At 37.5% G+C, this 26,177-nt stretch carries 28 protein-coding genes and 2 pseudogenes; 22 read left to right on the top strand and 8 right to left on the bottom strand.

The genetic code is table 11. The features are described from left to right. Window positions 1-14 precede the first annotated feature (14 nt). Window positions 15-908: a deoxyribonuclease IV gene (locus tag AC3ANL_RS18325; RefSeq protein WP_488325825.1), complete on the top strand. Its 894-nt coding sequence runs from the start codon at window positions 15-17 to the stop codon at window positions 906-908. Between the two features lie 58 nt (window positions 909-966). Here AC3ANL_RS18325 and AC3ANL_RS18320 read toward each other — a convergent pair whose 3' ends face one another. After that, window positions 967-1,221: a DUF2624 domain-containing protein gene (locus tag AC3ANL_RS18320; protein ID WP_488325824.1), complete on the bottom strand. Its 255-nt coding sequence runs from the start codon at window positions 1,219-1,221 to the stop codon at window positions 967-969. A gap of 175 nt (window positions 1,222-1,396) precedes the next feature. Here AC3ANL_RS18320 and AC3ANL_RS18315 point away from each other — a divergent pair, with 175 nt between their 5' ends. Genes AC3ANL_RS18315 through zur form a run of 3 tightly spaced genes read left to right on the top strand, consistent with a single transcriptional unit; the run spans window position 1,397 to window position 3,428 of the window. Next, the gene (locus tag AC3ANL_RS18315; RefSeq protein ID WP_488325823.1) at window positions 1,397-2,170 is read left to right on the top strand and encodes a metal ABC transporter ATP-binding protein; all 774 of its coding nucleotides are present in this window, start codon (window positions 1,397-1,399) and stop codon (window positions 2,168-2,170) included. Further along, window positions 2,167-3,018 (top strand): metal ABC transporter permease, encoded by an 852-nt coding sequence (locus AC3ANL_RS18310; RefSeq protein ID WP_488325822.1) that lies wholly within the window; start codon window positions 2,167-2,169, stop codon window positions 3,016-3,018. Before AC3ANL_RS18315 ends, AC3ANL_RS18310 begins: the two co-directional genes overlap by 4 nt. Further along, window positions 3,015-3,428, top strand: a complete 414-nt coding sequence (gene zur, locus AC3ANL_RS18305) for a zinc uptake transcriptional repressor Zur (protein ID WP_488325821.1) — start codon at window positions 3,015-3,017, stop codon at window positions 3,426-3,428. Before AC3ANL_RS18310 ends, zur begins: the two co-directional genes overlap by 4 nt. A 310-nt stretch (window positions 3,429-3,738) precedes the next feature. On the opposite strand, the gene AC3ANL_RS18300 is transcribed toward zur, so the two are convergent. Beyond that, window positions 3,739-4,335: a 5' nucleotidase, NT5C type gene (locus tag AC3ANL_RS18300; protein WP_488325820.1), complete on the bottom strand. Its 597-nt coding sequence runs from the start codon at window positions 4,333-4,335 to the stop codon at window positions 3,739-3,741. A 307-nt stretch (window positions 4,336-4,642) separates the two neighbouring features. Between AC3ANL_RS18300 and AC3ANL_RS18295 the strand changes: the two genes are divergently transcribed. Further along, on the top strand, window positions 4,643-5,005 hold the full coding sequence (locus tag AC3ANL_RS18295) for a hypothetical protein (RefSeq protein WP_488329775.1): 363 nt from the start codon (window positions 4,643-4,645) through the stop codon (window positions 5,003-5,005). A 58-nt stretch (window positions 5,006-5,063) separates the two neighbouring features. Here the strand turns inward: AC3ANL_RS18295 and ispG are convergent, their stop codons facing one another. The 3 genes from ispG to AC3ANL_RS18280 form a co-directional block, all read right to left on the bottom strand. Then, window positions 5,064-6,164, bottom strand: a complete 1,101-nt coding sequence (gene ispG / locus AC3ANL_RS18290; protein WP_488329774.1) for a flavodoxin-dependent (E)-4-hydroxy-3-methylbut-2-enyl-diphosphate synthase — start codon at window positions 6,162-6,164, stop codon at window positions 5,064-5,066. A 226-nt stretch (window positions 6,165-6,390) separates the two neighbouring features. After that, a complete protein-coding gene (locus tag AC3ANL_RS18285; RefSeq protein ID WP_488325819.1) occupies window positions 6,391-6,723 on the bottom strand; it encodes a LysM peptidoglycan-binding domain-containing protein in 333 nt (110 codons plus the stop codon). 145 nt (window positions 6,724-6,868) lie between these two features. Further along, complete coding sequence (locus AC3ANL_RS18280) at window positions 6,869-7,642, bottom strand: DUF1189 domain-containing protein (RefSeq protein WP_488325818.1); 774 nt, start codon at window positions 7,640-7,642, stop codon at window positions 6,869-6,871. Between the two features lie 208 nt (window positions 7,643-7,850). Here AC3ANL_RS18280 and AC3ANL_RS18275 point away from each other — a divergent pair, with 208 nt between their 5' ends. Further along, on the top strand, window positions 7,851-8,333 hold the full coding sequence (locus tag AC3ANL_RS18275) for a DUF456 domain-containing protein (protein WP_488325817.1): 483 nt from the start codon (window positions 7,851-7,853) through the stop codon (window positions 8,331-8,333). 122 nt (window positions 8,334-8,455) lie between these two features. Here AC3ANL_RS18275 and AC3ANL_RS18270 read toward each other — a convergent pair whose 3' ends face one another. After that, window positions 8,456-9,151 carry a Crp/Fnr family transcriptional regulator gene (locus AC3ANL_RS18270; protein ID WP_488325816.1) on the bottom strand — a complete coding sequence of 232 codons (696 nt, stop codon included), beginning with the start codon at window positions 9,149-9,151 and terminating at the stop codon, window positions 8,456-8,458. A 370-nt stretch (window positions 9,152-9,521) separates the two neighbouring features. Between AC3ANL_RS18270 and AC3ANL_RS18265 the strand changes: the two genes are divergently transcribed. The 3 genes from AC3ANL_RS18265 to AC3ANL_RS18255 all read left to right on the top strand — a co-directional run bounded on the left by AC3ANL_RS18265 (window position 9,522) and on the right by AC3ANL_RS18255 (window position 13,730). Continuing rightward, the gene (locus AC3ANL_RS18265) at window positions 9,522-10,130 is read left to right on the top strand and encodes a superoxide dismutase (RefSeq protein WP_488325815.1); all 609 of its coding nucleotides are present in this window, start codon (window positions 9,522-9,524) and stop codon (window positions 10,128-10,130) included. 107 nt (window positions 10,131-10,237) lie between these two features. Next, window positions 10,238-11,455 (top strand): MFS transporter, encoded by a 1,218-nt coding sequence (locus AC3ANL_RS18260; RefSeq protein ID WP_488325814.1) that lies wholly within the window; start codon window positions 10,238-10,240, stop codon window positions 11,453-11,455. Window positions 11,456-11,591: 136 nt separating this feature from the next. Then, the gene (locus AC3ANL_RS18255; RefSeq protein WP_488329773.1) at window positions 11,592-13,730 is read left to right on the top strand and encodes a peptidoglycan D,D-transpeptidase FtsI family protein; all 2,139 of its coding nucleotides are present in this window, start codon (window positions 11,592-11,594) and stop codon (window positions 13,728-13,730) included. 71 nt (window positions 13,731-13,801) lie between these two features. Here the strand turns inward: AC3ANL_RS18255 and AC3ANL_RS18250 are convergent. Both AC3ANL_RS18250 and AC3ANL_RS18245 read right to left on the bottom strand, forming a co-directional pair. Continuing rightward, window positions 13,802-14,797: pseudogene (locus AC3ANL_RS18250) on the bottom strand (IS3 family transposase); the annotation flags it as partial. A gap of 80 nt (window positions 14,798-14,877) precedes the next feature. Further along, window positions 14,878-15,165 (bottom strand): annotated as a pseudogene (locus tag AC3ANL_RS18245) (helix-turn-helix domain-containing protein); the annotation flags it as partial. 291 nt (window positions 15,166-15,456) lie between these two features. Between AC3ANL_RS18245 and AC3ANL_RS18240 the strand changes: the two are divergent. The 13 genes from AC3ANL_RS18240 (at window position 15,457) to AC3ANL_RS18180 (ending at window position 26,134) form a co-directional block, all read left to right on the top strand. Then, window positions 15,457-16,380, top strand: a complete 924-nt coding sequence (locus AC3ANL_RS18240) for a phosphate ABC transporter substrate-binding protein (RefSeq protein ID WP_488325813.1) — start codon at window positions 15,457-15,459, stop codon at window positions 16,378-16,380. 138 nt (window positions 16,381-16,518) lie between these two features. Further along, window positions 16,519-17,385, top strand: a complete 867-nt coding sequence (gene pstC, locus AC3ANL_RS18235) for a phosphate ABC transporter permease subunit PstC (RefSeq protein WP_488329772.1) — start codon at window positions 16,519-16,521, stop codon at window positions 17,383-17,385. Beyond that, window positions 17,385-18,272 carry a phosphate ABC transporter permease PstA gene (gene pstA / locus AC3ANL_RS18230; protein ID WP_488325812.1) on the top strand — a complete coding sequence of 296 codons (888 nt, stop codon included), beginning with the start codon at window positions 17,385-17,387 and terminating at the stop codon, window positions 18,270-18,272. The genes pstC and pstA overlap by 1 nt, the downstream gene beginning before the upstream one ends. A gap of 32 nt (window positions 18,273-18,304) precedes the next feature. Next, window positions 18,305-19,111 (top strand): phosphate ABC transporter ATP-binding protein PstB, encoded by an 807-nt coding sequence (pstB, locus tag AC3ANL_RS18225; protein WP_488329771.1) that lies wholly within the window; start codon window positions 18,305-18,307, stop codon window positions 19,109-19,111. A 13-nt stretch (window positions 19,112-19,124) separates the two neighbouring features. Further along, window positions 19,125-19,898, top strand: a complete 774-nt coding sequence (gene pstB / locus AC3ANL_RS18220) for a phosphate ABC transporter ATP-binding protein PstB (protein ID WP_488325811.1) — start codon at window positions 19,125-19,127, stop codon at window positions 19,896-19,898. A 13-nt stretch (window positions 19,899-19,911) separates the two neighbouring features. Then, complete coding sequence (phoU, locus tag AC3ANL_RS18215) at window positions 19,912-20,571, top strand: phosphate signaling complex protein PhoU (RefSeq protein ID WP_488325810.1); 660 nt, start codon at window positions 19,912-19,914, stop codon at window positions 20,569-20,571. Between the two features lie 313 nt (window positions 20,572-20,884). Next, window positions 20,885-21,565, top strand: a complete 681-nt coding sequence (locus AC3ANL_RS18210) for a DUF4912 domain-containing protein (protein WP_488325809.1) — start codon at window positions 20,885-20,887, stop codon at window positions 21,563-21,565. Continuing rightward, a complete protein-coding gene (locus tag AC3ANL_RS18205) occupies window positions 21,558-22,826 on the top strand; it encodes a glycosyltransferase family 4 protein (RefSeq protein WP_488325808.1) in 1,269 nt (422 codons plus the stop codon). The genes AC3ANL_RS18210 and AC3ANL_RS18205 overlap by 8 nt, the downstream gene beginning before the upstream one ends. A gap of 14 nt (window positions 22,827-22,840) precedes the next feature. After that, a complete protein-coding gene (locus AC3ANL_RS18200; RefSeq protein ID WP_488325807.1) occupies window positions 22,841-23,470 on the top strand; it encodes a hypothetical protein in 630 nt (209 codons plus the stop codon). A 127-nt stretch (window positions 23,471-23,597) separates the two neighbouring features. After that, window positions 23,598-23,747, top strand: coding sequence for a 50S ribosomal protein L33 (gene rpmG, locus AC3ANL_RS18195; protein WP_015594975.1), 150 nt, complete (start codon window positions 23,598-23,600; stop codon window positions 23,745-23,747). A 54-nt stretch (window positions 23,748-23,801) separates the two neighbouring features. Next, the gene (locus tag AC3ANL_RS18190; protein WP_488325806.1) at window positions 23,802-24,368 is read left to right on the top strand and encodes a 5-formyltetrahydrofolate cyclo-ligase; all 567 of its coding nucleotides are present in this window, start codon (window positions 23,802-23,804) and stop codon (window positions 24,366-24,368) included. Window positions 24,369-24,379: 11 nt separating this feature from the next. Beyond that, complete coding sequence (locus tag AC3ANL_RS18185) at window positions 24,380-25,144, top strand: DUF92 domain-containing protein (RefSeq protein ID WP_488325805.1); 765 nt, start codon at window positions 24,380-24,382, stop codon at window positions 25,142-25,144. Window positions 25,145-25,180: 36 nt separating this feature from the next. Beyond that, window positions 25,181-26,134, top strand: a complete 954-nt coding sequence (locus AC3ANL_RS18180; protein WP_488325804.1) for an L-lactate dehydrogenase — start codon at window positions 25,181-25,183, stop codon at window positions 26,132-26,134. Window positions 26,135-26,177: the final 43 nt, after the last annotated feature.

Raw genomic sequence — 26,177 nt, 5'->3', positions numbered from 1 at the left:
GAGGAGAGAGAAGGATGTTGAAAATAGGCTCGCATGTCTCAATGAGTGGTAAAGATATGCTGCTTGCAGCTAGTGCTGAGGCTGTATCCTATGGTGCCAATACGTTTATGGTCTACACTGGTGCCCCACAAAACACAAGACGGAAAAAAATTGAGGATTTGAACATTGAATTAGGAAGAGAGCATATGGAGGCTAATGGAATTTCAGATATTATCGTCCATGCTCCTTACATCATTAATATTGGGAATACCACTAATCCAGACACATTTGAATTAGGGGTAAGGTTCCTACGCAGTGAAATTGAGAGAACAGAGGCCATTGGGGCGAAGCAAATTGTTCTCCATCCAGGTGCCCATGTGGGTGCCGGAACGGAGGCGGGGATCAAGAAAATTATTGAGGGTTTAAATGAAGTATTAACTGGTAAGGAACAAGTCCAAATTGCTTTAGAAACAATGGCTGGTAAAGGGTCAGAATGTGGCAAGTCATTTGAGGAATTGGCGATGATTATGGATGGAGTTAACTATAGTGATAAATTATCTGTTTGCTTTGATACCTGCCATACACATGATGCTGGCTATAACATTGTCGAAGACTTCGACGGTGTTTTAACAGAATTTGATAAAATTATCGGCTTAGATAAACTCAAAGTGCTCCATATCAACGACAGTAAAAATGAAAAAGGCATGCGAAAGGACCGCCATGAAAATATTGGATTTGGTCATATTGGTTTTAAGGCCCTAAATTATGTAGTCCATCATCCTCAATTGATGGATGTACCGAAAATTTTAGAAACTCCGTATGTTGGAGAAGATAAGAAAAATAAAAAACCACCATATAAGTTTGAAATAGACATGCTGCGCGAGCAGAATTTTAATGAGGATTTACAAGATCTCATTATGCGGTCATAATAAAAAGCTGTGCAATCATGCACAGCTTTTTACGTTTATGACAGATGTGTACCTAATCCTATTTAATTAGTTCCATAAAAAGTTTATTTACTTCACGTGCAGTTTCTGGACCAGCCGCTTTAGCAATTTGCTTCACAAGTTTTGCTCGTTGTGTGTCATCGAAAATATTAACATTTTTACCTCTTAAGTATTCCGCAATTTTCTTAGCCTGTTGTTGTGTAACTGCTATGTTAAATTGATCCGCATACTTAACCAGTTCTTCAGCTGTGATGGTGTTAATTTTATGATTAATGATGTTTTCAAATATTTTCACCCTCATCACTCCTCCATGCTAATGTATGAAGAAGTTGCGGGAGTGTGACAGTAGATTTAACAGGTGCATATCGTTTTTTCTAGAGCTGTTAATCTTTACAATTAGAATTTCCTGTTGTATACTACTGGAAGTTAAATCGGAATGATTCTTATAATTAAAGGTGAGAGCGTGGACTATGCAATCAATTATTGAAATTAAACATCTTTTCTATCGCTACGAGAAGGATACTGTTCTCGAGGATATCAACATGATGATACCAAGTGGGTCATTTTTGGCCATTGTTGGTCCAAATGGGTCTGGGAAATCCACATTGTTAAAGTTGATCTTAGGTTTATTAAAGCTGCAAAAAGGAGAAATCCTTTTATTTGGCAAAGATATTAGTAAATTTAAGGACTGGCATAAAATAGGGTTTGTATCACAAAAGGCAAATTCCTTCAATACTGGTTTTCCGGCAACCGCATTTGAAGTTGTTGCCAGTGGTTTAACCAAAAAATTAGGCCTTTTTACCTTTTTTAAGAAGGAACATGAAAAAGTGGTTAATGAGGCATTAGAGGCCGTAGGAATGCAAGGGTTTAGCAAGCGAAATGTTGGTGAGCTCTCTGGGGGTCAGCAGCAACGCGTTTTTATTGCACGAGCCCTTGTTAGTGAACCAAGCCTGCTCATTTTAGATGAACCAACCGTGGGTGTGGATGCAGAGAATGTTCATTCTTTTTACCAAATGCTTATTGATCTAAATAAAAGTCGTAATATGACACTTTTATTAGTCACACATGATATCGGTGCAATATCGGATAAGGTTACACATGTAGCCTGCTTAAATAAACATTTGCATTTTCATGGCGAAACAAAAGAATTTGAACAACTTAGTTCGGATGGGTTGTCTAAAGTTTATGGTCATGATATTCATTTGCTTACCCATAACCATGAACACGGAGGCGTTATCAATTGATTGAGGGGATTTTTCACTATGAATTTTTACAAAACGCTTTCTTAACTGGAATCTTAATTGGGATCATTGCCCCATTACTTGGTGTTTTTGTGGTGGTAAGGCGACTCTCATTAATTGCTGATGCTCTAAGCCATGTAACCTTGGCAGGGATTGCTGCCAGTCTTCTTATAGAAAGTAAAATTTCAATGATGGCAGGCTTGAATCCGCTCTATTTAGGAATGGTGTTTTCTGTTGGGGGATCCCTATTTATTGAAAAATTAAGAGGGGTTTACAAACATTATCAGGAATTAGCCATTCCGATTATCCTGTCAAGCGGGATTGGCCTAAGTGTTATTTTTATTTCACTTGCAAATGGATTTAATACAGACTTGTTTAGTTATTTGTTTGGCAGTGTAACAGCCGTAAGTAGAACGGACCTTTTGGTTATTTTTTTCATTAGTATTATGGTTATTTTAGTCATTATTTTATTGTATAAAGAGTTATTTTTACTTTCATTTGACGAAGAGCATGCAAAAGCTTCAGGTATTGCAGCTAAAAGTATTCATTTCATTTTTATTGTCATGGTTGCCCTGGTTATTGCGGCTTCGATGCGAATTGTTGGAATACTGTTGGTATCCTCCCTAATGACATTGCCTGTAGCGGCTAGCATCCGAATTGCAAAAGGATTTAAACAAACCATTTTTTTATCTGTCATCTTTGGGGAAATTTCGGTGTTAGGCGGCCTTTTTACTGCCTATTATCTTAACCTTGCACCTGGCGGAACGATTGTTATGATTGCTGTTCTCATATTAGTTCTGGCGATCTTTTATAAAAAATTAACCAGTGCAATAGGGGGTGGAACAAAGTGAACGTAAATGAAGCCATTCAATACTTAAAAGAGAATGGGTTTAAACAAACAGGTAAGAGAGAAGATATCCTCCAATTATTTGCGGATAGTGACAAATACTTAACGGCAAAAGATGTTCTTGACCAGTTAAAGGATGATTATCCTGGTTTGAGTTTTGATACCATTTACCGTAACCTTTCCTTGTTTGTAAACATGGGCATTTTAGAGATGACAGAGTTATCTGGTGAAAAGCACTTCCGGTTTACTTGTTCTAGAAGCCATCATCATCATCATTTTATTTGTCTAGAATGCGGGAAAACAAAAGAAATAGATACCTGTCCAATGGATGGATTAAGTGAAAATTTAAAAGGGTATGATATATCGGGTCATAAATTTGAAATTTATGGACGTTGTCCTGAATGCACCCATTAAAAAAACAGCTTGTGTGCTCACACAAGCTCAGGCTGTCGAGAAATTCTCGACAGCCTTTATTTTATTAATTATCTTTAACCATTCACCGCGTTAATTTGTAATATTATAAAAAATAGATTATTCGACTTGTCTGTTGATTGGCGCTCCAGGCACTTCGCTTCCCGCACCGCCCGCGGAAAGCGAAGCACCTGGAGCGGAAATCAGCAGGCCCCTTAGCAGGGGCAATTTTAATAATATAAACAATTCAAATTCCAATAAAATAAGAAAATTGCCGAGGAATATACTCTTTCTCGATAATCTGAGCTTGTGCTCACACAAGCTGTTTTTTTCGTAATCCGTCCTTCTCCTTTAACCAGTCCGATACCCAAAGTGCCGCCTCTTTCCAATTTTTCACTCGAATAACACCGGTGGGAATGGGATCCTGATTATAGGGGGTATCAAATAAGATAACAGGAATCTGACACTCCTCATGGATTGCCACGGCATTATCATGTTTATCCTCAAAAAAGATATCAATTTCATGCTTTTTAACTGATGCAATCTTATCATGTGAACCGACAAGTTCAATGTGATGAAAGAATAATCCCTGGTGTAAAAACCAGTCCTCTGTCACGTCGAGTAAATGCGCACCGCGGGCACTAATAAAAATCAGTTCATGATCCCTTTTCCATTTGTTTAGAACTTTAATGGCGTCCTTTGCAGGGGGAGAGTCTCTGTAAATAATCGGTTCATTTTCCACAAACCATTTTGCAAATTCCTCTTCTGGAACATTAACAAAAGGCGTTAATTCATATTGATTAACATCCTCATACAAAATATTTAAGTTAAAAGCCTTATTAATAAAAGGAATTATGGAGGTAGGGCTTGTTACCGTTCCATCAATATCAATGCCAAATTTTTTTTTCATTATTGTTGTCACCTTCATCTAGAGTATCTTCTTATATTTTACCAAAGACTGTCGCACAATGATGTACTTATTTATAAGTAATCGGAATTTGAAATAAAAAACTATTTAAGACAAACATTAACATATTAAAAATCACCCGGTAGCTAACAATAATAAATGCTCCTATAACTGAAAGTGAGGGATTAGGATGGCAGATGAAAGAGACATGAAAGTGCAGGAAGCTCTTCGAAGTTCAATTATTGGTGAGGAAATCCCCAATTTTCCTTCAGAATTCAGGGAGGAAACGGCATCAGAAATTGCTGCACCTATTAAAACTTCATACTCATTGAAAAAGGATGAGCATGAACCTGAAATTGGTGCTTCTGTACCGATAAGATCTTCCCGATACAAGGAGGAGTCAGCAGCTGAAATTGCTGCCCCAGTTCCTCTGACACGACCAAAGACAGAGAACAAGACACAGGGAAATGCCACTGCTGGAACTGGAATGGGAACACTTGCATTAGCGTTATCAATTTTATCACTGTTTGTAATGCCTATTCTGTTTGGTGCTGCAGGGATTGTGTTAGGGTTTGTTGCACGAAAAAGAGGTGCCACAAGCCTTGGTGCTTGGGCAATTGGTATTGGTGCGATATCAATTGTAGTAGGGATCTTTATTCTCCCGTTCTTTTAACATGACCTGCATAGGAGCAAAAAGAAACCCGGTACAGCTGCACCGGGTTTCTTGTCGTTTATTTCGTTACTTTTTCTTCTTCTGCTTTTTTGCGGAAATACTCTTCTGCAAGCTGATCAATTTCTTTTTTCAATTCTTCCACCATTTGTGCTTCTGGAACTTTACGAACGATTTCACCTTTTCTAAATAACAAGCCCTCGCCTCGTGCACCTGCAATGCCAATATCAGCTTCGCGTGCCTCACCAGGACCATTTACGGCACAGCCTAGTACCGAAACTTTAATGGGCGCTTTGATATTTGAAATATATTCCTCGACTTCATTTGCGATGCTAATAAGGTCGATTTCGATCCTTCCACAGGTTGGGCAGGAAATCAATGTAGCAGCATTGGAAGAAAGGCCAAATACTTTTAAAAGCTCTCTGGCAACTTTTACTTCTTCAACAGGATCGGCACTTAAAGAGATACGAAGTGTGCTTCCGATTCCTTTGCTAATTATGGCTCCTAGTCCTGCCGCACTTTTTACTGTGCCGGAAAAAAGTGTCCCAGACTCAGTAATTCCCAAATGTAATGGATAATCAAAAGCACGGGCGGCCTTTTCATACGCCTCGATCGCAAGATTTACATCCGATGCTTTCATGGAAACAATAATATCATGGAAATCTAAATCTTCGAGAATTTTAATATGATGGAGGGCACTTTCTACCATTCCATCTGCTGTTGGATAACCATATTTTTCAAGAATTTTCTTTTCAAGCGATCCGGCATTTACCCCGATGCGAATAGGAATGCCGCGCTCTTTAGCCGCTTTAACAACCGCTTCCACCTTTTCCCGTTTTCCGATGTTACCGGGATTGATTCTAATTTTATCAGCACCGCCTTCAATGGCCTTTAGCGCTAATTTATAATCAAAGTGAATATCAACAACAAGCGGGATATTAATTCTTTTTTTAATTTCTGGAATCGCATTAGCCGCACGTTCATCTGGACATGCAACCCGAACGATCTGACAGCCCGCTTCCTCAAGTCGTTTTATTTCTGCAACTGTCGCCTCGACATCATGGGTCTTGGTTGTAGTCATACTTTGAATAATGATTTCATTGTTACCGCCAATTGTTAAATTTCCTACTTTAATTGGCCGGGTTTTTGTGCGATGTATAATTTCACTCACGTGGAATTCGCTCTCCTTTAAAATGGATTCGAATAAAAGATATAAAATCAATCATTTATTAATTCCGTATTAACGGCAATAAACTTCATCAGTCTTTGGGTATGTAGTTAATAAGATTAACCAGCACATGTTTCGATTCCCAGTGGTGTCAGATGGAAGTTTCATCTTATTGTATCAGCCTACTACTATTTTTGACAAGATTTAGCGTCAATCCTATTTAGTTTGAGTAATCTGGAAAATGATATGTAGATCCAATTTGAATTTTTTCTGGTGACTTGCCTGGATTTAATTGTTGAAAATCTTCTATTAAATCAGCAATTGGAACGGGAAGTGGTTTATTTATTTGATGCTCGACAATGGAGATGACGGTTTCTCCCGGCTTTACCTTTGCGTCAAATGAAGGAATGTTCGTTGCGGGTTTCTTCGTGGTGGTCTCAATTTTTGCATCCACTTGAAGGGTATTGGAGGCAGGAAGAGTGCCAACTGTGAGATCAAAATAAATGACATATATCACTAAAATAGCTAGTAGAAATCCGAATAACTTTTTCATAGGACAAGCCTCCAAAATGGAATGTTTGTACATTCCTATGCTTGTCCAATCGGGATTAGAACGGCTAAATGAAAAAAATGATGCACTAAAACAAAGAGTCAGACCCCGCATTAAGCTTGGGGTCTGACTCTGTTGAGGCATTATTTTAGTTTGTCTTTTTTGGTTTCGGTATTTCTTTAATGGCTAGGGATAACACAACTAATACGACAAACCAATTAAGGAGAGAACTATTTGGTACCGAAGTTTTTACAGCGGTCATTATCGTGAAAAATAAAGTTGGCAATGTTTCACTGTATGCGGCCATTCTCCATAATTGTCCGTATTTTAGTTTTCTTCCGAAAAGATTTTTTAATGCTAATCCAAATAGGGCTAATACTGTAACCTCAATAAAACTTGCTGCACTTGCAAATAAATAAATCACCAAGGACATAACAGGGATAATAATCCCCTTTAATCCACTTACAGTGTCAATGATATTAAGTAAATCTTTATTATTGATATCAAGACCTTCTAGCATTGAATATGGGTATGTATCAATTCTTCCACCTGTTGACAAGGCAAACTCATTCTTTAACATTGCAAATGTATTTCCAGTATCCTCAACATCCGTTTTTGATATGGCTCCAGTTGGATCAATAATAATAGTAAAATCATCTTTATTGATGGTAACCGGTACATCAGTTTGAGCAGATAGTTGACCATTTTGAATGGAAAATGCGGGTGCTTCATCCTTAATGATTGCTTTTGCCGTATCTATGCCGGTTGAAAGGGCAGTGCTCAAATAAAATATGGACGGTAAAATGGATATAAAGGTTAGGAAAAATACATATAAGATTGTTTTTCCAATGCCTTGAAAACGAACTAAGGCAATATCCTTCGGAGAGTAGATACTTTTATAAAATTGTTTAAAAATATTCATAATGACCACCTTTATAAATAAACAGAATTATTTCGATGAGGGTTGAAACCAGTCAGGTCTAAGCATCTATTTATGGGCAACTGTATTTCTAGTCTCACCATTCTATTGTAGCTTTTGAAATGGGTATATACAAGAACGACGGAAATTTGAAACCAAATTAATTTAGTTTCGTAGAAAATAAAAGGTAGAAAAAAGGATGGGATACGGAATGGACATTGTTTATTGGGGAATCATAAGTATTTTATTTATTGTTGCCTTTGTGGGTTTGGTGTACCCTATCATCCCAAGTGTGATATTTTTGTTAGCAGGATTTTTATTATATGGAGTGTTTTTTAGTTTTGAATCGTTTAATTGGCTGTTTTGGCTTGTTCAAGGTTTATTGATCGTTCTGTTATTTGTAGCAGATTATTTTGCAAATTTGATTGGGATAAAAAAATATGGAGGCTCAAAGGCAGGGGTTTGGGGGAGTACCATTGGACTTTTGCTTGGCCCATTCGTCATCCCTGTGTTAGGAATCTTAATTGGTCCCTTTATCGGAGCTATTTTGGCAGAGCTGCTCGTTAACAGAAGGAATTTTACAGAAAGCTTAAAAGTCGGGTTTGGTTCTGTGATTGGCTTTATTAGTAGTATCGTGACAAAAACAGTCCTTCAACTTATTATGATTGGTTACTTTCTTCTTGTTGTTTTTTAATATGTGAAATGAATGTCCCAAAAGGGTCTGACCTCTCGTTTAACACTCAATATATAGTCGCGTATTAGGGAAAATTCAGCGATAGGTTGAGAATGTGGGGTCTGACCCTTTGTTTTTATTAGTTAATTCAAACCGCAAATTTCAAATGAACAATTTTGACAGTCTACTTCTTCTTTTAAAAAGCTTAAGTTCTTTACCGTAAACATTTGGTTTTCATATAAAATGATATCTTTCTCACGGAGATCTTTTAGTGCGCGTTGAATGACTTCTCTTGTACCGTACGTTAAATTGGCTAATTCTTGATGTGTTAAGGGCAGGTCAATCAGGATGCCATCCTCAGTCTTCACGCCGTATGAATTACATAAGCGGATGAGGATAGAGTATAATCCACCTTTTTTTCCATTCATAATCAAATCCTGGCATTTCATTTGTGCTTTTAAATACCCCGTACTTAACCAGGCAACAAGGGCATTCATAGCGTCGGGATCTGTTAAGATAAAGTCCTCAAATTGCTCTTTTTTAATGAGAAGCAGTTCGCAGTCTGTCAGTGCTTTGGCATAAAATTGATAATATGGGCTCGCTTTAAAAAGCTGGTATTCAACAATGAGCTCTCGGTCGTTTAAGATTTTTAATATAAATTCTTTTCCCCGTAAATGAACTCTGCCAAGGGCAATACTTCCTTTTAACAATAAGTAAACGTATTCAACAGAATCTTTTTCATGAAATAGAACAGAACCAGCTTTAAATTTCTGGATGGGCTCGCATTTTTGGAAAAACTGTGCCATTAAATTATAGATTGAAATACTGTTTGATTGCATATCTGTCACTCCTTTATCCCCTTACAATATTGATTAAATCATTTATTAACATCATGTCAATATGGGATTTACATGATTTGGAAAAAATATTAATGCGGTTATGACAAAAATCGTTGACAGCATGCTGTTTCGATGATTCATGACAATTTTTCGAAAATTGTTGAATGGTTAAGGTGAGCTGCCTTTTTTTAATGAGAATAAAAATTAATCAAACGGGCATTTTATTTATGTTGGCTTAAGCATTAAATTTGAAACAACCGACCATCTTTGATATCTTTAAAATAAAGCTTTAGAAATATTCTTATAAATCGTCATGATTGTAAGGAGGCTAAGGTTTTAAAAAAATAATATGTACATAGGAGGAATTATCATGGCATTTGAATTACCGAAATTACCTTATGCAGAAGATGCACTTGAACCACACATTGACAAAGAAACTATGAATATTCATCACACTAGACATCACAACACATATGTGACTAACTTAAATAACGCATTAGCAGGAAATGAAGAATTACTTTCTAAATCTGTTGAAGAAGTTATTTCCAATTTGGATGCGGTTCCAGAAGCTGCACGTACTGCTGTTCGCAACAACGGCGGCGGACATGCCAACCACTCTTTATTCTGGCAAATCCTTTCTCCAAATGGCGGCGGCGCACCTACTGGTGAATTAGCTGACGCAATCACAAGCAAATTTGGCAGCTTTGACAACTTCAAAGAAGAATTTGCTAAAGCAGCAACTACTCGTTTCGGTTCTGGCTGGGCATGGTTAGCTGTTAATAACGGTGAATTAGAAGTTTCTAGCACACCAAACCAAGACTCTCCATTAATGGAAGGAAAAACGCCAATTCTTGGTCTTGATGTTTGGGAACATGCTTATTACCTAAAATATCAAAACAAACGCCCTGATTACATTGCTTCTTTCTGGAATGTAGTAAACTGGGACGAAGTTTCAAAACGTTATAGCGCAGCAAAATAATTGTTTAAAATGAGGGAAGACAGCTACAGCTGTCTTCCCTCATTTTATATTGTATAAGAATGATGTTCTTGTTAAAGACTACCCTTATGAAAAAGGGGAGTTTTTTTATGGCAAAAAAATTTAAAATTTTGGGTGATGTTGAACTAACAAAAGATTTAACTCTTTTATTGATTATTGGCGGGTTATACTCATTAAGTGCCGCTTTGTCCAACACCTTCGTGAACATTTACCTTTGGAAACAAACAGGAAGATATACTGATCTGGCTTTATATAACCTTGCCATTGTCGTTTTACAATTGCTAACGTTTATCTTAGCCGGACGGTGGGCCAAGAAAATTGACAGGGTAATTGTGCTGCGAATCGGTGTCATTTTTTTAACCATGTTTTACCTTGCAGTATTAATCACTGGAACAAAGGCTGCAGCGTATTTACTGTTATTGGGGAGCCTGTTGGGGATAGGCTATGGTTTTTATTGGCTTGCCTATAATGTGTTAACCTTTGAGATAACGGAACCAGAGACACGAGATTTTTTTAATGGATTTTTAGGTATTTTATCTTCTGCGGGTGGAATGATTGGACCTATAGCGGCTGGAATCATCATTACTAGATTTGAAAGATTTACAGGGTATACGTTTGTTTTTGGTTTGTCACTAGGATTATTTGCGCTTGCAGTATTCATGAGCTTCTCATTAAAACCTAGACCTGCAGCAGGAAGGTACTGTTTTAAGCGGATTTTAGAAGAAAGAAAATTTAATGAAAATTGGCGTCTCATTACCAATGCCCATTTTTTTCAGGGTCTAAGAGAAGGGACGTTTTTATTTGTCATCTCTGTTTTTGTTTATATTTCAACAGAAAGTGAAATGGCATTAGGAACATTTGGACTTATTAATTCGGGAATATCCTTTGTTGCCTATTTTTTTGCATCCCGAATGATTAAGAAAAGTTTTCGGAAAAAGGCCATTCTGATTGGGGGAATCGTTCTCTACGCCGCTGTCCTGCTCATTATTTGGGATGTTAATTTTGTTAAATTGTTAATTTATGCTGGGATGATTGCGATTGCCTATCCGCTTTTACTCGTCCCATATATATCAACTACATATGATGTAATCGGATTAGGTTGGAAGGCAGCTGAAATGAGAATTGAGTATATTGTGGTTCGTGAATTGTTCCTGAATTTTGGCAGAGTTATATCTATTTTAGCTTTTTTAGTTGCAGTAACCTGGTTTAATGAAGAAAAAAGTATTCCTATTTTACTGTTTGTGCTGGGTGCAGGACATTTGTTGATTTATTTATTTATAAGAAGAGTTCGATTACCTGCAGCATAATGCGATGAGTGTTCACACTCATCGCATTTTTTTATGATCTTTTAAAAATTGGTAAGGGTTAATCATAGAAAAAAGGGGCATTTTCTTATAAAATAGAGAAGTTATGTAATGCCTTGAAAAAAGGAAGTGTAAATAAATTTTGAATAATAAAAAGAAAAAGAAGAAAACACATGTCCCATTCCGGTTGAATATTGTATTCTTCGTTGTATTTATCCTGTTTTCGGTCCTGATTTTACGGCTTGGTGAACTCCAAATCGTTTTTGGTGATGATTTTAAACGTGAAATTGAACGAACAGAAGATATTACGGTCAATAACCCAGTACCAAGAGGAAAAATGTATGACCGAGATGGGAAGACCATCGTGGATAATAGCCCTCTAAATGCGATTACCTACACAAAAAATCAAAATGTTACCCAAAAGGAAATGCTCGCAACAGCTAAAAAGTTAGCAAAACTTATTAAGATGGATACCACCAAAAAAATCCCTATACGTGATCAAAAGGATTTTTGGATTATGAAACACCCTGAGGAAGCAAAAGCAAAAATTACTAAAAAAGAGTGGAATCAATATAATCAAAAAAAATTAAATGATAAACAAATTTATCAATTGCAGCTTGATCGAGTGAGTGATGAGGAACTAGCAAGTATTAAAGGTGAGGAACTTGAAATACTTGCCATTTATTTGAAGTTTAATAGCGGTTATGCGTTAACACCACAAATTGTTAAAAATAAAGATGTTACCCCAGAAGAATTTGCGATTGTTAGTGAAAATCTCGAAAATCTTCCAGGTGTCGACACTACAACAGACTGGGAACGCAAGTATACATTTGGCGATACGTTAAAATCAATATTAGGCGATGTAACTACCTCTGAGAGCGGTATACCGAAGGAACAGCTTGAAAAATATCTTGCTCGCGGATACAGTCGAAATGAACGAGTTGGAAAAAGTTATCTTGAACTGAAATACGAAGATGTCCTTCATGGTCAGAAGGCAAAAGTGAAAAATGTTACCGACAAGTCTGGGAAAATTCTGTCTACTGAAGTCGTTTCTGATGGGAAGCGTGGAAAGGATCTTGTCCTAACAGTCGACATGGAATTTCAACAGCAAGTAGATAAAATTATAGAAGAAGAGATGTGGTCTGCTAAGAGCAAGCCAAACACGGGAATTATGGATCGAGCCTTTGTCGTCGTCATGAATCCCCATACAGGGGAAATTTTGGCCCTGTCGGGAAAACAAATAACGAAAGAAGATGGCAAAACTGTCATGAAAGACTATGCTAGTGGGAATTTTACAAGTTCTTATAATGTAGGGTCTGCAGTGAAAGGTGCTACAATCTTAACAGGATATCAAACTGGTGCTATAAAGCCGGGGGATTCCCTATTGGATGAACCGTTAGTTATTAAAAATACACCTGTCAAAAAATCTTGGCGGACCTTTGGCCGAATCAATGATCTGAGGGCATTACAGGTTTCGTCCAACGTTTATATGTGGAAAACTGTTATTGCGATGGCAAATGGAAAGTATATACCAAACGGTCCTCTTTCATTAGAAACTGCAAAGACATTCAATACAATGCGACAATCGTTCAGTCAATTTGGTCTTGGGACACGGACAGGGATTGACCTGCCTAATGAAATGAGCGGCTTTCCAGGTACTGAGAATATTCCCGGTAAACTTCTTGACTTTGCGATTGGACAATATGATACGTACACACCTCTGCAACTGGCCCAATATGTTTCTACGATTGCAAATGGCGGAAATCGTGTACAGCCGCATATCGTGAAGGAAATTCGTGAGCCAATAATGGAAGATAATGAGTTAGGACCCATTGTCGAAGAAATCCAGCCAAAGGTGTTAAATCGGGTGGATATGAAGGATGCATGGATTAAGCGGGTTCAAGAAGGATTTCGAATGGTCATGCAGGTGGGGGACGGAACCGGTGTAGGTCACTTTAAAAGTGCATCTTATAAACCTGCAGGAAAAACAGGAACGGCCGAGGCTTTTTATGATGGATCTGATAAATCAAAACGCGGTACCGAAGTATGGAACTTAAGCCTTGTTAGCTATGCACCATCAGATAATCCGGAAGTGGCCTTAGCTGTTGTAGTGCCATGGGCCTATCAAGGAAGCAGCGGCCCAAGTATAAACAGTTTAATCGGCCGAAGAGTACTGGATGCATATTTTGATTTAAAGAAAGCAAAACAAAATGGTGCAGGGGATGCAACTTCAGAGCAACAAGCAGGAACTACTCAAACAACTCAAAACAGCCATTAGGCTTAGCACAATCATACACTAAAAAACCTATCTCATTTTTTGAACTGAACCAATAAAGTTAGACAAATATTTTAGGCTACATTGAGGACCTGAGCTCGGTATTCTACCGGACTTAGGTCTTTTAATTTTGCCTTTATTCGTTTGTGATTATAATAGTGAATATAGTCTTCTAATTCTTTTTCAAAATGCTCAATACTATCAAACTCCTGTAGATAAAGAAGTTCAGACTTTAATAAGCCAAAGAAATTTTCAATAACTGCATTGTCCAAACAATTCCCCTTGCGAGACATACTTTGCGTAATCTGGTGCTGTTCTAATGTTTTTTGATACTGCTTCATTTGATAATGCCATCCTTGATCTGAATGGAGAATTACTTGGTCCCCAGGTTGAAGACGCTCTATCGCTTGATTTAACATATCGCCAACTAATTTATAAACAGGTCGTTTCATCACAGTATAAGCGATTATTTCTCCGTTACATAAATCAAGTACTGGTGAGAGGTAACGTTTCTCACCGAATAGGTGGAATTCTGTAACATCGGTTACCCATTTTTGATTCAGTTTCTCGGCAGAAAAATCGCGGTTTAATAGGTTTGGAGCGATTTTTCCTACATTTCCTTTATAAGAACGATACTTTTTCATTCGTACCAGGCATTTTAGGCCGATTTCATTCATTAAACGATTGATCGTTTTCGGATCGTGATGAAATCCTTTTTTCTCAAGTTCTTTCGCTATACGACGGTAACCATAACGACCTTTGTGTTCATGGAAAATCACTTTGATAGCTTCTTTTACTTCGGCATATTTATCAGCTTGATTTAATCGTTTTTCCCAATAATAATACGTACTACGTGGAATGTCAGCGACTTCAACTAAATCCACGACTTCATACTGATACTTTAGTTCAAAAATTACTTTCGCTTTGATTTTGTTTGTAATTTTTCCTGCATTTGAACTAAAGCATTCAACTTTTTTAGGTAAGCATTTTCCATTTCTAATCGGGAGATTTTCTCTTGTAGTGCTTCGACTGACCCTTCTGCAGGTATTGTTCTTTTTGAATCGATTTTCTTTGCCTTCTTTTTCACTGGTGGACGCCCCTTTTTCTTCTGTTCTAGGGCACCAATTCCACCTTGTTCAAATTTACTTCTCCAATTTCGAATTAGTCTAGGAGATGAAATATTGAATATAGCCGCTGCATCGTAAGATGATGTACCCGTTTCGTTCATATAATTCAGTACATCCATTTTAAACTGTAGAGAGTAGCTTGTATATTTTTTTTGAAAAGCTTCTATACCTTGTTGTTCATAAAGTCGAATCCATCCACTCACAATACTAAGGGATACCTTTGCCTCCTGCGCAATCGCCTTGATAGATTCGATCCCATGTAAATACCGTAAAACAATTTGTATTCTTTCTTCAACTGTAAATTTGGCCATAAAAAAACCCCCGTAAACGTTAGAATGGTGTCTAACATTTACGGGGCAGTTCATTTTTGAGATAGGTTTTTTAAATATAAGTTTCAATATTGGTGCATCATAATACTATTAAATTCTGAACCCTTTTTCAGAATTTCTCGAGTTCTGTTTTGTCCAATTTACGAAAGAGTTATACAACTTTACAAAACCTTTACAATTTATTAAAACAAGGTTTACAGTTGCGGCGTATTCTTAAGTATGTAAAGCAGACAAACTTACTCACCACCAATTATCTTAGGGGGAATAAAGGAAATGAAAAGTTTAAAAAAACTAAGCCTACTTACATTATTTGCAGCCCTTATGGTTTTCACTGCTGCTTGTGGAGGCGGAGCTTCTACTGATAAGAAAGAAGGAACAGATAACACAACAAAAACAGAAGAAAAAAAAGAACTTTCCGGATCATTATCCGTTTCTGGTTCATCTGCAATGCAGCCATTGGTGGCAGCAGCTGCTGAAGAATTTATGGCTGCTAATCCAAATGTTGATGTTCAAGTACAAGCTGGCGGATCTGGTACAGGTTTATCACAAGTGGCTGAAGGCTCTGTACAAATTGGTAACTCTGACGTTTTCGCTGAAGAAAAAGAAGGTATTCCTGCTGATCAGCTAGTTGATCATAAAGTAGCAGTTGTAGGTATGACTGCAGCTGTTAACCCTAAAGTTGGTATTAAAGATATTAAAAAAGATGACTTAATCAAAGTATTCACTGGAAAAATTACGAACTGGAAAGAGCTTGGCGGCAAAGATCAAAAGATCGTTCTTGTAAACCGTCCTGACTCATCTGGAACACGTTCAGTATTCAATAAATTCGCACTTGATGGCGCAACACCTGCTGAAGGAATTACAGAAGATTCCTCAAACACAGTTAAAAAGATTATTAACGAAACTGACGGTGCAATTGGTTACCTTGCGTTCTCTTACTTCACAGATGAAACTGTGACACCTCTTGCAATTGATGGTGTAGAACCTACTGCAGAAAATGTACAATCTGGAAAATTCCCAGTTTGGGCTTACCAACATTCATATACTAAAGGTGAACCAAATGAATTAGCAAAAGCGTTCCTTGACTTTATGATGTCAGATGATATCCAAAACACACTTTTAAAAGAACAAGGATATCTACCCGTTACAAAAATGAAAGTAGAACGTGATGCAAAAGGAAATCAAAAAAATCTATAAGAATAATGTTCAAAATTATGAACAGGGTAAATGCGAATGCGCATTTACCCTATTATCACGTAGTTTAGGAGTGATTGGTGCATTATGGAAAAGTTAGCTCCTGCAAAAGACAGGTTAGTGAAATCGAACAAAAATTGGATGGATGGGGAATTACGAGGGAAAATACTTGTTTTTTTGTGTGCTGTGATTATGATTACAGCCACCATATCCATTACGATTTTCTTGGGAACCAAGGGTTTACAATCATTCATAAAAAATGGAGTAAGTCTTATTGAGTTCATAACAAGTACACAATGGAATCCAACAAATAAAGCCAATCCAGAATATGGAGCACTGCCATTTATTTTTGGATCATTTGCTGTAACTTTTTTAGCAGCACTTATAGCGGCACCACTAGGGATTGGCGGAGCCATATTCATGACAGAGATTGCGCCATCATGGGGAAGAAAAATATTACAACCAGTTATTGAACTCTTAGTTGGGATTCCGTCCGTTGTTTATGGATTCATCGGGCTTACAGTTCTAGTCCCTTTTATCAGAGACCATGTAGGGGGATTAGGTTTTAGCTTACTCTCCGGAATGATTGTCCTTGCGATTATGATTTTGCCAACCATTACTACGATTGCAACGGACGCTATCAGTTCACTTCCCAATAACTTAAGAGAAGGTTCGTACGCGCTGGGGGCAACCCGCTGGCAAACAATCAGAAAAGTACTTATCCCGGCAGCACTTCCTTCCTTACTGACAGCAATTGTTTTGGGAATGGCTCGAGCATTTGGTGAAGCATTAGCTGTACAGATGGTAATCGGGAATGTAAGGAACTTACCTTCAAGTATTTTGGATGCCTCAGCTACATTAACAACGATTATTACGTTAAATATGGGTCATACCACATACGGAAGTGTGGAAAATAATACGCTTTGGTCCATGGGCTTAATTTTATTAGTTATGTCGTTTGCGTTTATTCTCCTTATCCGCTATCTTTCATCGAGGAGGAAGCTGTAATGAAAAGCAAAACAGCTGATCGAATTGCCACTGGAGTTTTCGTTGCCATTGCCATTATCATCATTGCCATTCTTATTGGTTTATTTTCTTATATATTAATTAACGGATTTAAATATATTTCATGGGATTTCCTAACCACTCCTTCTAGTAATATTCGTGCTGGTGGAGGCATAAGAGATCAACTATTCAATTCATTTTACATTTTAATCATAACTATGATCATTGCCATCCCCCTTGGTATTGGCGGGGGAATTTATATGGCGGAGTATGCAAAGCCAGGAAAAGTAACGGATACTATTCGTTCCTGCGTGGAAGTTTTATCATCCCTGCCATCTATCGTAATCGGGATGTTTGGTTTACTGGTGTTTGTTAATACAACAGGATGGGGATATACAATTTTAGGAGGAGCCTTGGCGCTTACGGTATTTAACTTACCTGTTATCGTTCGTGTTAGTGAGGATGCCATTCTTGCTGTTCCTCGGGATTTGAAAGAGGCCAGTCTTGCCTTGGGAATTACCCATTGGCATACCATTAAAACTGTCATATTACCGAGTGCGTTTCCATCGATATTAACAGGGATCATCCTTGCTGCAGGACGTGTATTTGGTGAAGCAGCAGCCCTTTTATTTACAGCCGGTCTATCTACACCAAGACTCGATTATGCAAACTGGAATCCTTTTTCACCGCAATCACCGTTAAATATCTTCCGTCCTGCTGAAACGCTTGCAGTTCACATTTGGTCGGTAAATACTCAAGGTTTAATTCCTGACGTAGAAGAGGTATCGAATGGTTCGGCAGCTGTGCTAGTAATTTCAGTTTTAATCTTCAACTTACTGGCAAGATGGATTGGAAGTCTAATTCATAAAAAAATCACAGCGACTAAATAAAGGGCAGGTGAGAACGGATGGTAACTACTATTATGGAAAAAGAATCGACAGAACAAACAGTACAATCAACCGTCCAGTTGCAAATGGAAAATATATTAAAAGTAAATAATTTAGAAATATTTTATGGTGAAAAACGTGCAGTCAACGGAATTTCACTAGATATTGAAAAGAATTCAATTACAGCACTAATTGGACCTTCCGGCTGTGGAAAATCTACTTTTCTTCGCAGCATAAATAGAATGAATGATTTGATTCCTGGCGCAAGGGCTGTTGGGGAAATCATGTACGAAGACCTTAATATTTTATCTGAGGAAATAAATGTTGTGGCATTAAGGAAGGAAATTGGCATGGTATTCCAGAAGCCGAATCCTTTTCCGAAATCGATCTATGAAAACATTACGCATGCCCTTAAATTTGCAGGAATAAAAAAGAAGAGCCAGCTTGATGAAATTGTTGAAGAAAGTCTGCAAAAGGCAGCGTTATGGGATGAGGTAAAGGACAGGCTTAATAAATCAGCACTCTCTCTATCGGGTGGGCAGCAGCAACGACTTTGTATTGCAAGAACCATTGCGATGAAGCCGACAATCATGCTCCTTGATGAACCATCTTCCGCACTGGATCCGATTTCCAATGCAAAGGTAGAAGAATTAATTGTCGACTTGAAAAAAGATTATTCTATCGTCATTGTTACACATAACATGGGGCAAGCTTCCCGTATCTCAGATAAGACAGCCTTCTTTTATAAGGGGGATTTAATTGAGTATGATGCTACGGAAAAAATCTTTACAAATCCTTCGGTAAAAAAGACGGAAGAATATATCTCAGGACGATTCGGATAAGGGGGGAAAGTTTGTGACCATAACTACATTAACAAGACAGGTGTTTGACGTTAATCATTTAGATTTATGGTATGGCGATCATCATGCCTTAAAAGATATTAACTTTCCAATAGAAAAGAAAGAAGTTACCGCTATTATTGGACCTTCAGGCTGTGGAAAGTCGACTTTTATTAAAACATTAAATTTGATGATTAATATGATTCCCAATGTAAAAATGACGGGTGAAATTAATTTTAATGGTCAAAATATTTTAAGTGAGAAAATGGATCTAGTTGAACTGCGTAAAAATGTAGGAATGGTTTTCCAAAAGGGAAATCCCTTTCCACAAACGATTTATGACAATGTTGCGTACGGCCCTAGGATTCATGGAATTAAACGAAAAGTTCATCTTGATGAGATCGTCACAAAATCATTAATGGATGTGGCCTTATGGGACGAGGTAAAGGATCGCCTGAATACACCTGCGCTCGGTTTATCTGGAGGTCAACAGCAAAGGTTATGTATTGCAAGAGCACTAGCTACAAAGCCAGATGTGGTGTTAATGGATGAACCAACATCAGCCTTGGACCCAATTTCTACTTTAAAGATTGAAGAATTGATATTAGAATTAAAAGAAAAATATACAATCGTTATCGTAACCCATAACATGCAGCAGGCTTCACGTGTTTCAGATAAAACAGCCTTCTTTTTAATGGGTGAATTAATCGAGTTAGATTCAACTTCCACTATTTTTTCAAACCCAACGGACGAACGTACTGAAGGGTATATTACTGGAAGATTCGGATGATGGGGTGACGCAGATGAGTACAAGATCGAATTTTGATAATGACCTAAAAGAGTTAAAAGATCTGTTGTTAAAAATGGCAAGTAAAGCAGAAGATGCTATTAAGGGATCAATGATTGCCCTTATTAATCAGGATTTAGAAAAAGCCCAACAGGTTATTGATGGGGATAATGAAATCGATATATTAGAGTACGAAATTAATGATAAAGCTATATCTTTAATTGCAAGACAGTCACCAGTTGCAACCGATCTTAGGAAAATTAATGTAGCGTTAAGGGTTTCATCTGAAGTAGAGCGCTTTGCTGATATCGCAGTAAATATTGCCAAATCAACCTTGCATATTGGTAAGCAAGCACATTTTAAAGAGATTATTGACATACCGAAAATGATGGAATTAGCCTTAGAAATGGTTTCTGATGCCATAACGGCTTATTATGCCGAAGATAGTACATTGGCAAAAAAATGTGCCGAAAAAGATGATAATGTGGACGAGATGTTTGGACAGTTAATTCAAGAGCTGTTGAGCTATATTCCAAATAATCCAAATTCAACAAACCAAATTATTCAATTAGCTTTTGTATGCAGATTTATTGAAAGAATTGCGGATCACGCAACGAATATTGCAGAAGATGTTATTTATCAAGTGACAGGAAATCGTGTTAATTTGAATGAATAGAAGGTAAAAAATAGATTTTAAGATGAAGCTAAGCAGTGCTTCATCTTTTTTTATGCCCTCAGGAGAAAGTGTCGAAAACGGGAGCTGTTTTTAGAAGAAACATGTAAATTATTGTAGTAAAAAGATTCCACTCATACCTTAGAAAAAATTTCCTTTTAATTAAGACAGCGAGCTGTATGGATTTTGCAGGATACGACAAATTGTGTTTATTGAATGCTTTCAGTTCTAGTGATAGGATTAAATTATTAATTATTAAGAATTATTAGCAATTTTATAACATATATTGGTTGGTTGCAGAATGGAGGAGGAAGACATGATCGAGGATATTATCAAATTAAGAAGTGATGGATTATCTTTTCGAAGGATTGCTTCAAAGTTAAACACAACTGTTGGAAAAGTTCAATATCGTTGGAATAAATGGACGGAACTCACTGAAAATAAATTAATAGAGCGCAGTCAAGATAAAGTGGCTAATGAGGCAGTGTCTACGGATCAGTCTAATATACCAGACATCCCTTTAAAGGGGGAGCTAAAAGCAAAGCTTGTTACAGACCGCAAGATCATTCTTTTCTGGGAGGTTTCCGAATTACCTAAGAAGATCATTGAACTATTTTTTACCCGGAAGTTTGAAGAACTCGTTACAGTTGTCCGGATCTATGATGTATCTGATATTTTGTTTAATGGAAAAAATGCTCATCATTTTAATGAAGTAACCGTTCCCTATCAAAGTGGACACTGGTTTATTAAAGGTTTGGCAGGAAATCGCAGTTATGTGGCTGAATTGGGAGTTTATCTCTCGGGCACCGATTTTTTCCCTATTTATCGCTCCAACTGTGTCCATACGTCAGCACCTGAAATACCAAATGGACAAGCATATAATCAGGATTTGATGCGAATTCAGCGTTATGAAGAGCAGCCTCCCAAATGGATGGAGCAAGTAAGTACGTACAGCTATTACTTGAATGAAAACAATGTGGAGGAGAAAAATGAATAATAAAAATTCCGAACAAGTTGAAGTGGAACCTTACCAAAACGCATTCGGAAATAAGCGGAAATTAAATCTATTGATCCTTTGTTGGGAATATCCACCTAATATTATTGGTGGTCTTTCAAGACATGTTTTTGGATTATCCACTCATTTGGCAGAAATGGGCCATGTGGTCCATCTATTAACAGCAGGAAAACAAGAACTTCCAGCGTTTGAAACAATGAATGGTGTAAATGTTCATCGAGTGACACCACTAAATGAACGAGACGACCATTTTTTTTCCTGGATTGCTGGACTTAACTTAGCAATGGCATTCAAGGCTGAACAATTAATGGAAGAAGTTCAATTTGACCTCATCCATGCTCACGATTGGCTGATAGGTGCAGCAGCTATTGCCATAAAGGAGTCGCATACAGTACCGTTATTAACGACTATTCACGCCACAGAACATGGCAGGAATAATGGAATCCATAACGAAATGCAGCAATTTGTCCATGACAAGGAACAACAGTTAATCACTGAGTCGGATCAAATTATTGTCTGTAGTGAATACATGAAAGATGGGCTGATGTCCATTTTTAATGAAAGAGACGAGAAGATAACGATTATCCCCAATGGAATTGATCCCATCACGGTAGAAAGAAATTTATCGGATTTGTTCCCAGAATTGATGGAAAAAAGATACATTTTTTCGATTGGCAGAATCGTTAAGGAAAAAGGCTTTGAAACAATCATAGAGGCGGCAGCCATTGCCAGAGAAAAAGAAATGGATTGTTTTTTTATTGTAGCGGGAAAAGGACCAATGCTAAAATTCTATCAACAGCAAATCACATCAAGGAAATTAACCAGCCATGTAGCCTTCATTGGTTATATTTCCGACGAACAACGGAATACTCTCATAAAAGGGAGTGAGCTTGCGGTTATTCCAAGTTTATACGAACCATTCGGGATTGTGGCACTGGAAACGATGATTATGGGGAAGCCCACTGTCGTCTCCAATACTGGTGGGATGCAAGGAATCGTAAAGCATTTACAGACAGGAATATTGATGGTACCTGGTGATGCCTGTAGTCTGCTCGAACAAATTGATTTTCTCATCCATAATCCAGTTAAGGCGGCAGAAATTGGTCAAAAGGGAAAGCAAATTGTGTATAGCCTATATGGATGGAAACGGATTACATCTGAAACATGCAGAGCAATGGAAGATCTGTTATTAAACCAACGAGTCAATGAGATAAAGCAGAACGCAACACTAAATAATTTGTGAATAAGGTGGAGGCGATGATGAACTTAATTGAACAACAAAATGTTAACCTAACATCAAAACAGCCATTACATGTGGATATCCTTCAATTGGTTCCAGGAATTTGGGTAAATGGTAAATACTTTTGGCTGCAAAACAGTATGGAAAAGGTTATCTACGATGAAGAATTAATCATGCATGTAAAGCAGGAACAATTGCATTCTAAAATTAGGTTTGCAAGTATTTATGTAAGTAATCATAGCAATCAGACAAAAGATATCAATATTTTAGCCATGCACCATTTTTCAAATGTAAGACAAGATCATCTATCCTTTGTATCCCCAACAGATAAACATATTTTTCATCATGCGAATAATAAAGTATTTCTAGTAAACGGGCAAAAAGATAAATCATCTATAAAAGAATACACAACCATACCTTTATGGAAGGCTTACACCGACCAAGTCTGGAGCTCAATTCAAAAAGGTACCTTAAAATATCAACCAATGGCTAAAGGTTCTGCTGCGAGTATTTTTTCGATGAAGATGTCCATCGCTCCACACGAGACCAGTAAAATGAACACTTGGACAATTTCTGGAGCCAGTAAAAATGAATTGATTTCATTGGAAAATGCTCTAATTAAAAGTATAGGAAACAGTTATCTTTGAATCCTGTTCTCTCCAGTTCTAATGCGCTTACGCTTTTCTTTAAAAACACTAGCATTTCCTTTTGAAAAATGATATTATAGAAAAGTCGTATGAACGAACTAGCTTAATCGTTTGGAGGGAAATTAACATGCGTGTAAATATTACGTTAGCTTGCACTGAGTGTGGAGATCGTAACTATATTTCAACAAAAAATAAACGTAACAACCCAGATCGTCTTGAGCTTAAGAAATATTGCCCAAGAGAAAAGCGTACAACAGCACACCGTGAAACAAAATAAGCAGTAGGGCTTCCTGCTGCTTTTTTTGTTGTCTAAAAATATGGAGGCTATGTAATGAACGATAAAAATGCTATCCGTAAACAGATTAAAGAAATTCTTTCGAAGCTTTCCAAGCCCCTTTACGAGGATTATTCCTATAAAATTGCCTGCCGTCTGTTTGCAGAGGAAGAGTGGAAAAAGGCTGAAGTAATCGGAATAACAGTTTCAAGGCAGCCTGAAGTGGATACATATCAAATAATACGTAAGGCCTGGGAACAAGGAAAACAAATAGTAGTTCCAAAGTGTGACCCAAAAGAAAAAGGATTATCATTTAGAACTTTAACGGAATTTTCTCAGCTTGAATCGGTCTATTATGGACTTTACGAGCCGATTGAGCTATTGACCAACTATGTTGAGACCGATATGATTGATTTAATAATAGTTCCAGGATTGGCATATACTAGGGATGGGTATCGCTTAGGATTTGGCGGTGGTTATTATGATCGATATTTAAAAAACTACCGCGGCAACACCCTATCACTTGCATTTAACGTTCAAATCACCTCGACCTTTCCCGTGGAAGACCACGATATTCCAGTAGAAAAAATCATTACAAATCAAGAAGTCATAAGAATAAAATGATAGAGGACCTAATGATTGTTATTATTATTGCAATAATTGCTCTTCTAGGATATCTACTTCGTTCTCTAACAAAATCCGGGGCACTTTCGGCCTTTATTGTGGGACTTGCTATCTATATAGGCTTTGGTATAAAAGGGCTCGTATTATTAGGTGCTTTCTTTGCATCTTCGAGTCTTTGGTCAAAATATAAAGCTTCCGCTAAACACCGGATTGAAGAAAAACTGGCTAAAGGAGCCAGACGGGACTGGCGCCAAGTACTTGCTAATGGCGGAGCAGCCGGACTTTTTAGTATCCTCCATTATTTTCATCCAGAATTCAGTTGGGTTATTGGGTTTATAATTTGTCTGGCCAGTGCTAATTCTGATACATGGGCATCTGAAATCGGAAGTTTAAGCAGGAAGAACCCCTTATACATACGAACATTTAAGCGGATTGAAAAGGGAACATCAGGTGCGGTCAGTTTATTAGGAAGTATTGCCGCACTTGCAGGTTCGCTTTTTATAGCGATTATTGGCTTTTGGCTGTTTCATTTAAATATCTCTTTAACCATCGTTATTTTTCTATTCGGATATATTGGTAATGTCATGGATACGTTATTTGGTGCCTTTTATCAACAAGAGTATGTTTGTCGGCATTGTGGCATCACAACTGAAAAAAAGAAACATTGTTTGTCACCGACGACTATAATTAAAGGGTTTACCTTTGTGGATAATGATATGGTGAATTTTCTATCAGGTTTCCTTGCTGCATGGTTAGCAATAGGAATTATTCATTAAATGACTAAACTTAATCATATCTTGGGAGGAATATTCATGTTAAGACGCATTAACAGAGTTGTGCTTATTGGGACAGGTTTTGTGGGTTCGAGCTATGCATTTGCACTTTTAAATCAAGGTATTACTGAAGAGCTAGTGTTAATTGATTTAAATAAAGAGAAGGCAGAAGGCGACGCAATGGATTTGAACCATGGTCTTCCATTTGCACCATCTCGTACCAAAATTTGGTATGGTGATTACAAGGATTGTGGAATAGCGGATTTAGTTGTTATTACTGCAGGTGCGAACCAAAAGCCTGGTGAAACACGACTTGACCTAGTAGAGAAAAATACGAAAATTTTTAAAGGCATTGTTGGTGAAATTATGGACAGCGGTTTTGATGGAATCTTTTTAGTTGCCACGAATCCGGTCGATATTTTGACTTATGCTGTATGGAAGTTTTCTGGGCTGCCAAAAGAGCGGGTTATTGGCTCGGGCACGATTTTAGATACTGCACGCTTCCGCTTTTTATTGGGGGATTATTTTGATGTTGATACCCGAAATGTACATGCTTATATCATAGGAGAACATGGTGATACCGAGCTTCCAGTTTGGAGTCATGCCGATATTGCCGGTACAACTATTTCTGAATGGACCAAAAATAAGCAAGACTGTAAGCAAGAAGATCTTGATAACATCTTTATAAATGTCCGTGATGCTGCTTACCAAATTATTGAGAAAAAAGGCGCCACCTATTATGGTATTGCGATGGGATTAGTACGATTGACAAAGGCCATCTTACGCAATGAGAACTCCGTTTTGACTGTGTCTGCCTATCTTGATGGGGAGTATGGACAAAAGGATATCTTTATCGGAGTACCTGCTGTGGTAAACCGAAAAGGAGTAAGAGAAGTCGTTGAACTCGATTTAAATGAAGAGGAACATGCAAAATTCTCGAACTCTGTTCAAGTACTTAAAAAAACCATGGAACCAGTATTTAACAATCTCTAAAAGTAAAAAAGGTTCCACAAAATAAGAGTCAGACCCCACACTA

The sequence above is a fragment of the Neobacillus sp. DHD-1R genome (assembly GCF_057747995.1).
Note: the sequence above shows the minus strand (reverse complement) of the source record. Positions and strands in the feature narration are given on the sequence as shown.

Excerpts from the sequence above, each read along its gene's own strand:
- phoU (WP_488325810.1), top strand. The coding sequence starts at position 19,912 with ATGAGTACAAGATCGAATTTTGATAATGACCTAAAAGAGTTAAAAGAT.
- AC3ANL_RS18265 (WP_488325815.1), top strand. The coding sequence starts at position 9,522 with ATGGCATTTGAATTACCGAAATTACCTTATGCAGAAGATGCACTTGAA.
- AC3ANL_RS18180 (WP_488325804.1), top strand. The coding sequence starts at position 25,181 with ATGTTAAGACGCATTAACAGAGTTGTGCTTATTGGGACAGGTTTTGTG.
- AC3ANL_RS18315 (WP_488325823.1), top strand. The coding sequence starts at position 1,397 with ATGCAATCAATTATTGAAATTAAACATCTTTTCTATCGCTACGAGAAG.
- AC3ANL_RS18285 (WP_488325819.1), bottom strand. The coding sequence starts at position 6,723 with ATGAAAAAGTTATTCGGATTTCTACTAGCTATTTTAGTGATATATGTC.
- AC3ANL_RS18185 (WP_488325805.1), top strand. The coding sequence starts at position 24,380 with ATGATTGTTATTATTATTGCAATAATTGCTCTTCTAGGATATCTACTT.
- AC3ANL_RS18325 (WP_488325825.1), top strand. The coding sequence starts at position 15 with ATGTTGAAAATAGGCTCGCATGTCTCAATGAGTGGTAAAGATATGCTG.
- pstC (WP_488329772.1), top strand. The coding sequence starts at position 16,519 with ATGGATGGGGAATTACGAGGGAAAATACTTGTTTTTTTGTGTGCTGTG.
- AC3ANL_RS18240 (WP_488325813.1), top strand. The coding sequence starts at position 15,457 with ATGAAAAGTTTAAAAAAACTAAGCCTACTTACATTATTTGCAGCCCTT.
- AC3ANL_RS18200 (WP_488325807.1), top strand. The coding sequence starts at position 22,841 with ATGATGAACTTAATTGAACAACAAAATGTTAACCTAACATCAAAACAG.
- pstA (WP_488325812.1), top strand. The coding sequence starts at position 17,385 with ATGAAAAGCAAAACAGCTGATCGAATTGCCACTGGAGTTTTCGTTGCC.
- rpmG (WP_015594975.1), top strand. The coding sequence starts at position 23,598 with ATGCGTGTAAATATTACGTTAGCTTGCACTGAGTGTGGAGATCGTAAC.
- AC3ANL_RS18275 (WP_488325817.1), top strand. The coding sequence starts at position 7,851 with ATGGACATTGTTTATTGGGGAATCATAAGTATTTTATTTATTGTTGCC.
- pstB (WP_488329771.1), top strand. The coding sequence starts at position 18,305 with ATGGAAAAAGAATCGACAGAACAAACAGTACAATCAACCGTCCAGTTG.
- AC3ANL_RS18270 (WP_488325816.1), bottom strand. The coding sequence starts at position 9,151 with ATGCAATCAAACAGTATTTCAATCTATAATTTAATGGCACAGTTTTTC.
- AC3ANL_RS18300 (WP_488325820.1), bottom strand. The coding sequence starts at position 4,335 with ATGAAAAAAAAATTTGGCATTGATATTGATGGAACGGTAACAAGCCCT.
- AC3ANL_RS18190 (WP_488325806.1), top strand. The coding sequence starts at position 23,802 with ATGAACGATAAAAATGCTATCCGTAAACAGATTAAAGAAATTCTTTCG.
- AC3ANL_RS18280 (WP_488325818.1), bottom strand. The coding sequence starts at position 7,642 with ATGAATATTTTTAAACAATTTTATAAAAGTATCTACTCTCCGAAGGAT.
- AC3ANL_RS18210 (WP_488325809.1), top strand. The coding sequence starts at position 20,885 with ATGATCGAGGATATTATCAAATTAAGAAGTGATGGATTATCTTTTCGA.
- AC3ANL_RS18205 (WP_488325808.1), top strand. The coding sequence starts at position 21,558 with ATGAATAATAAAAATTCCGAACAAGTTGAAGTGGAACCTTACCAAAAC.
- AC3ANL_RS18260 (WP_488325814.1), top strand. The coding sequence starts at position 10,238 with ATGGCAAAAAAATTTAAAATTTTGGGTGATGTTGAACTAACAAAAGAT.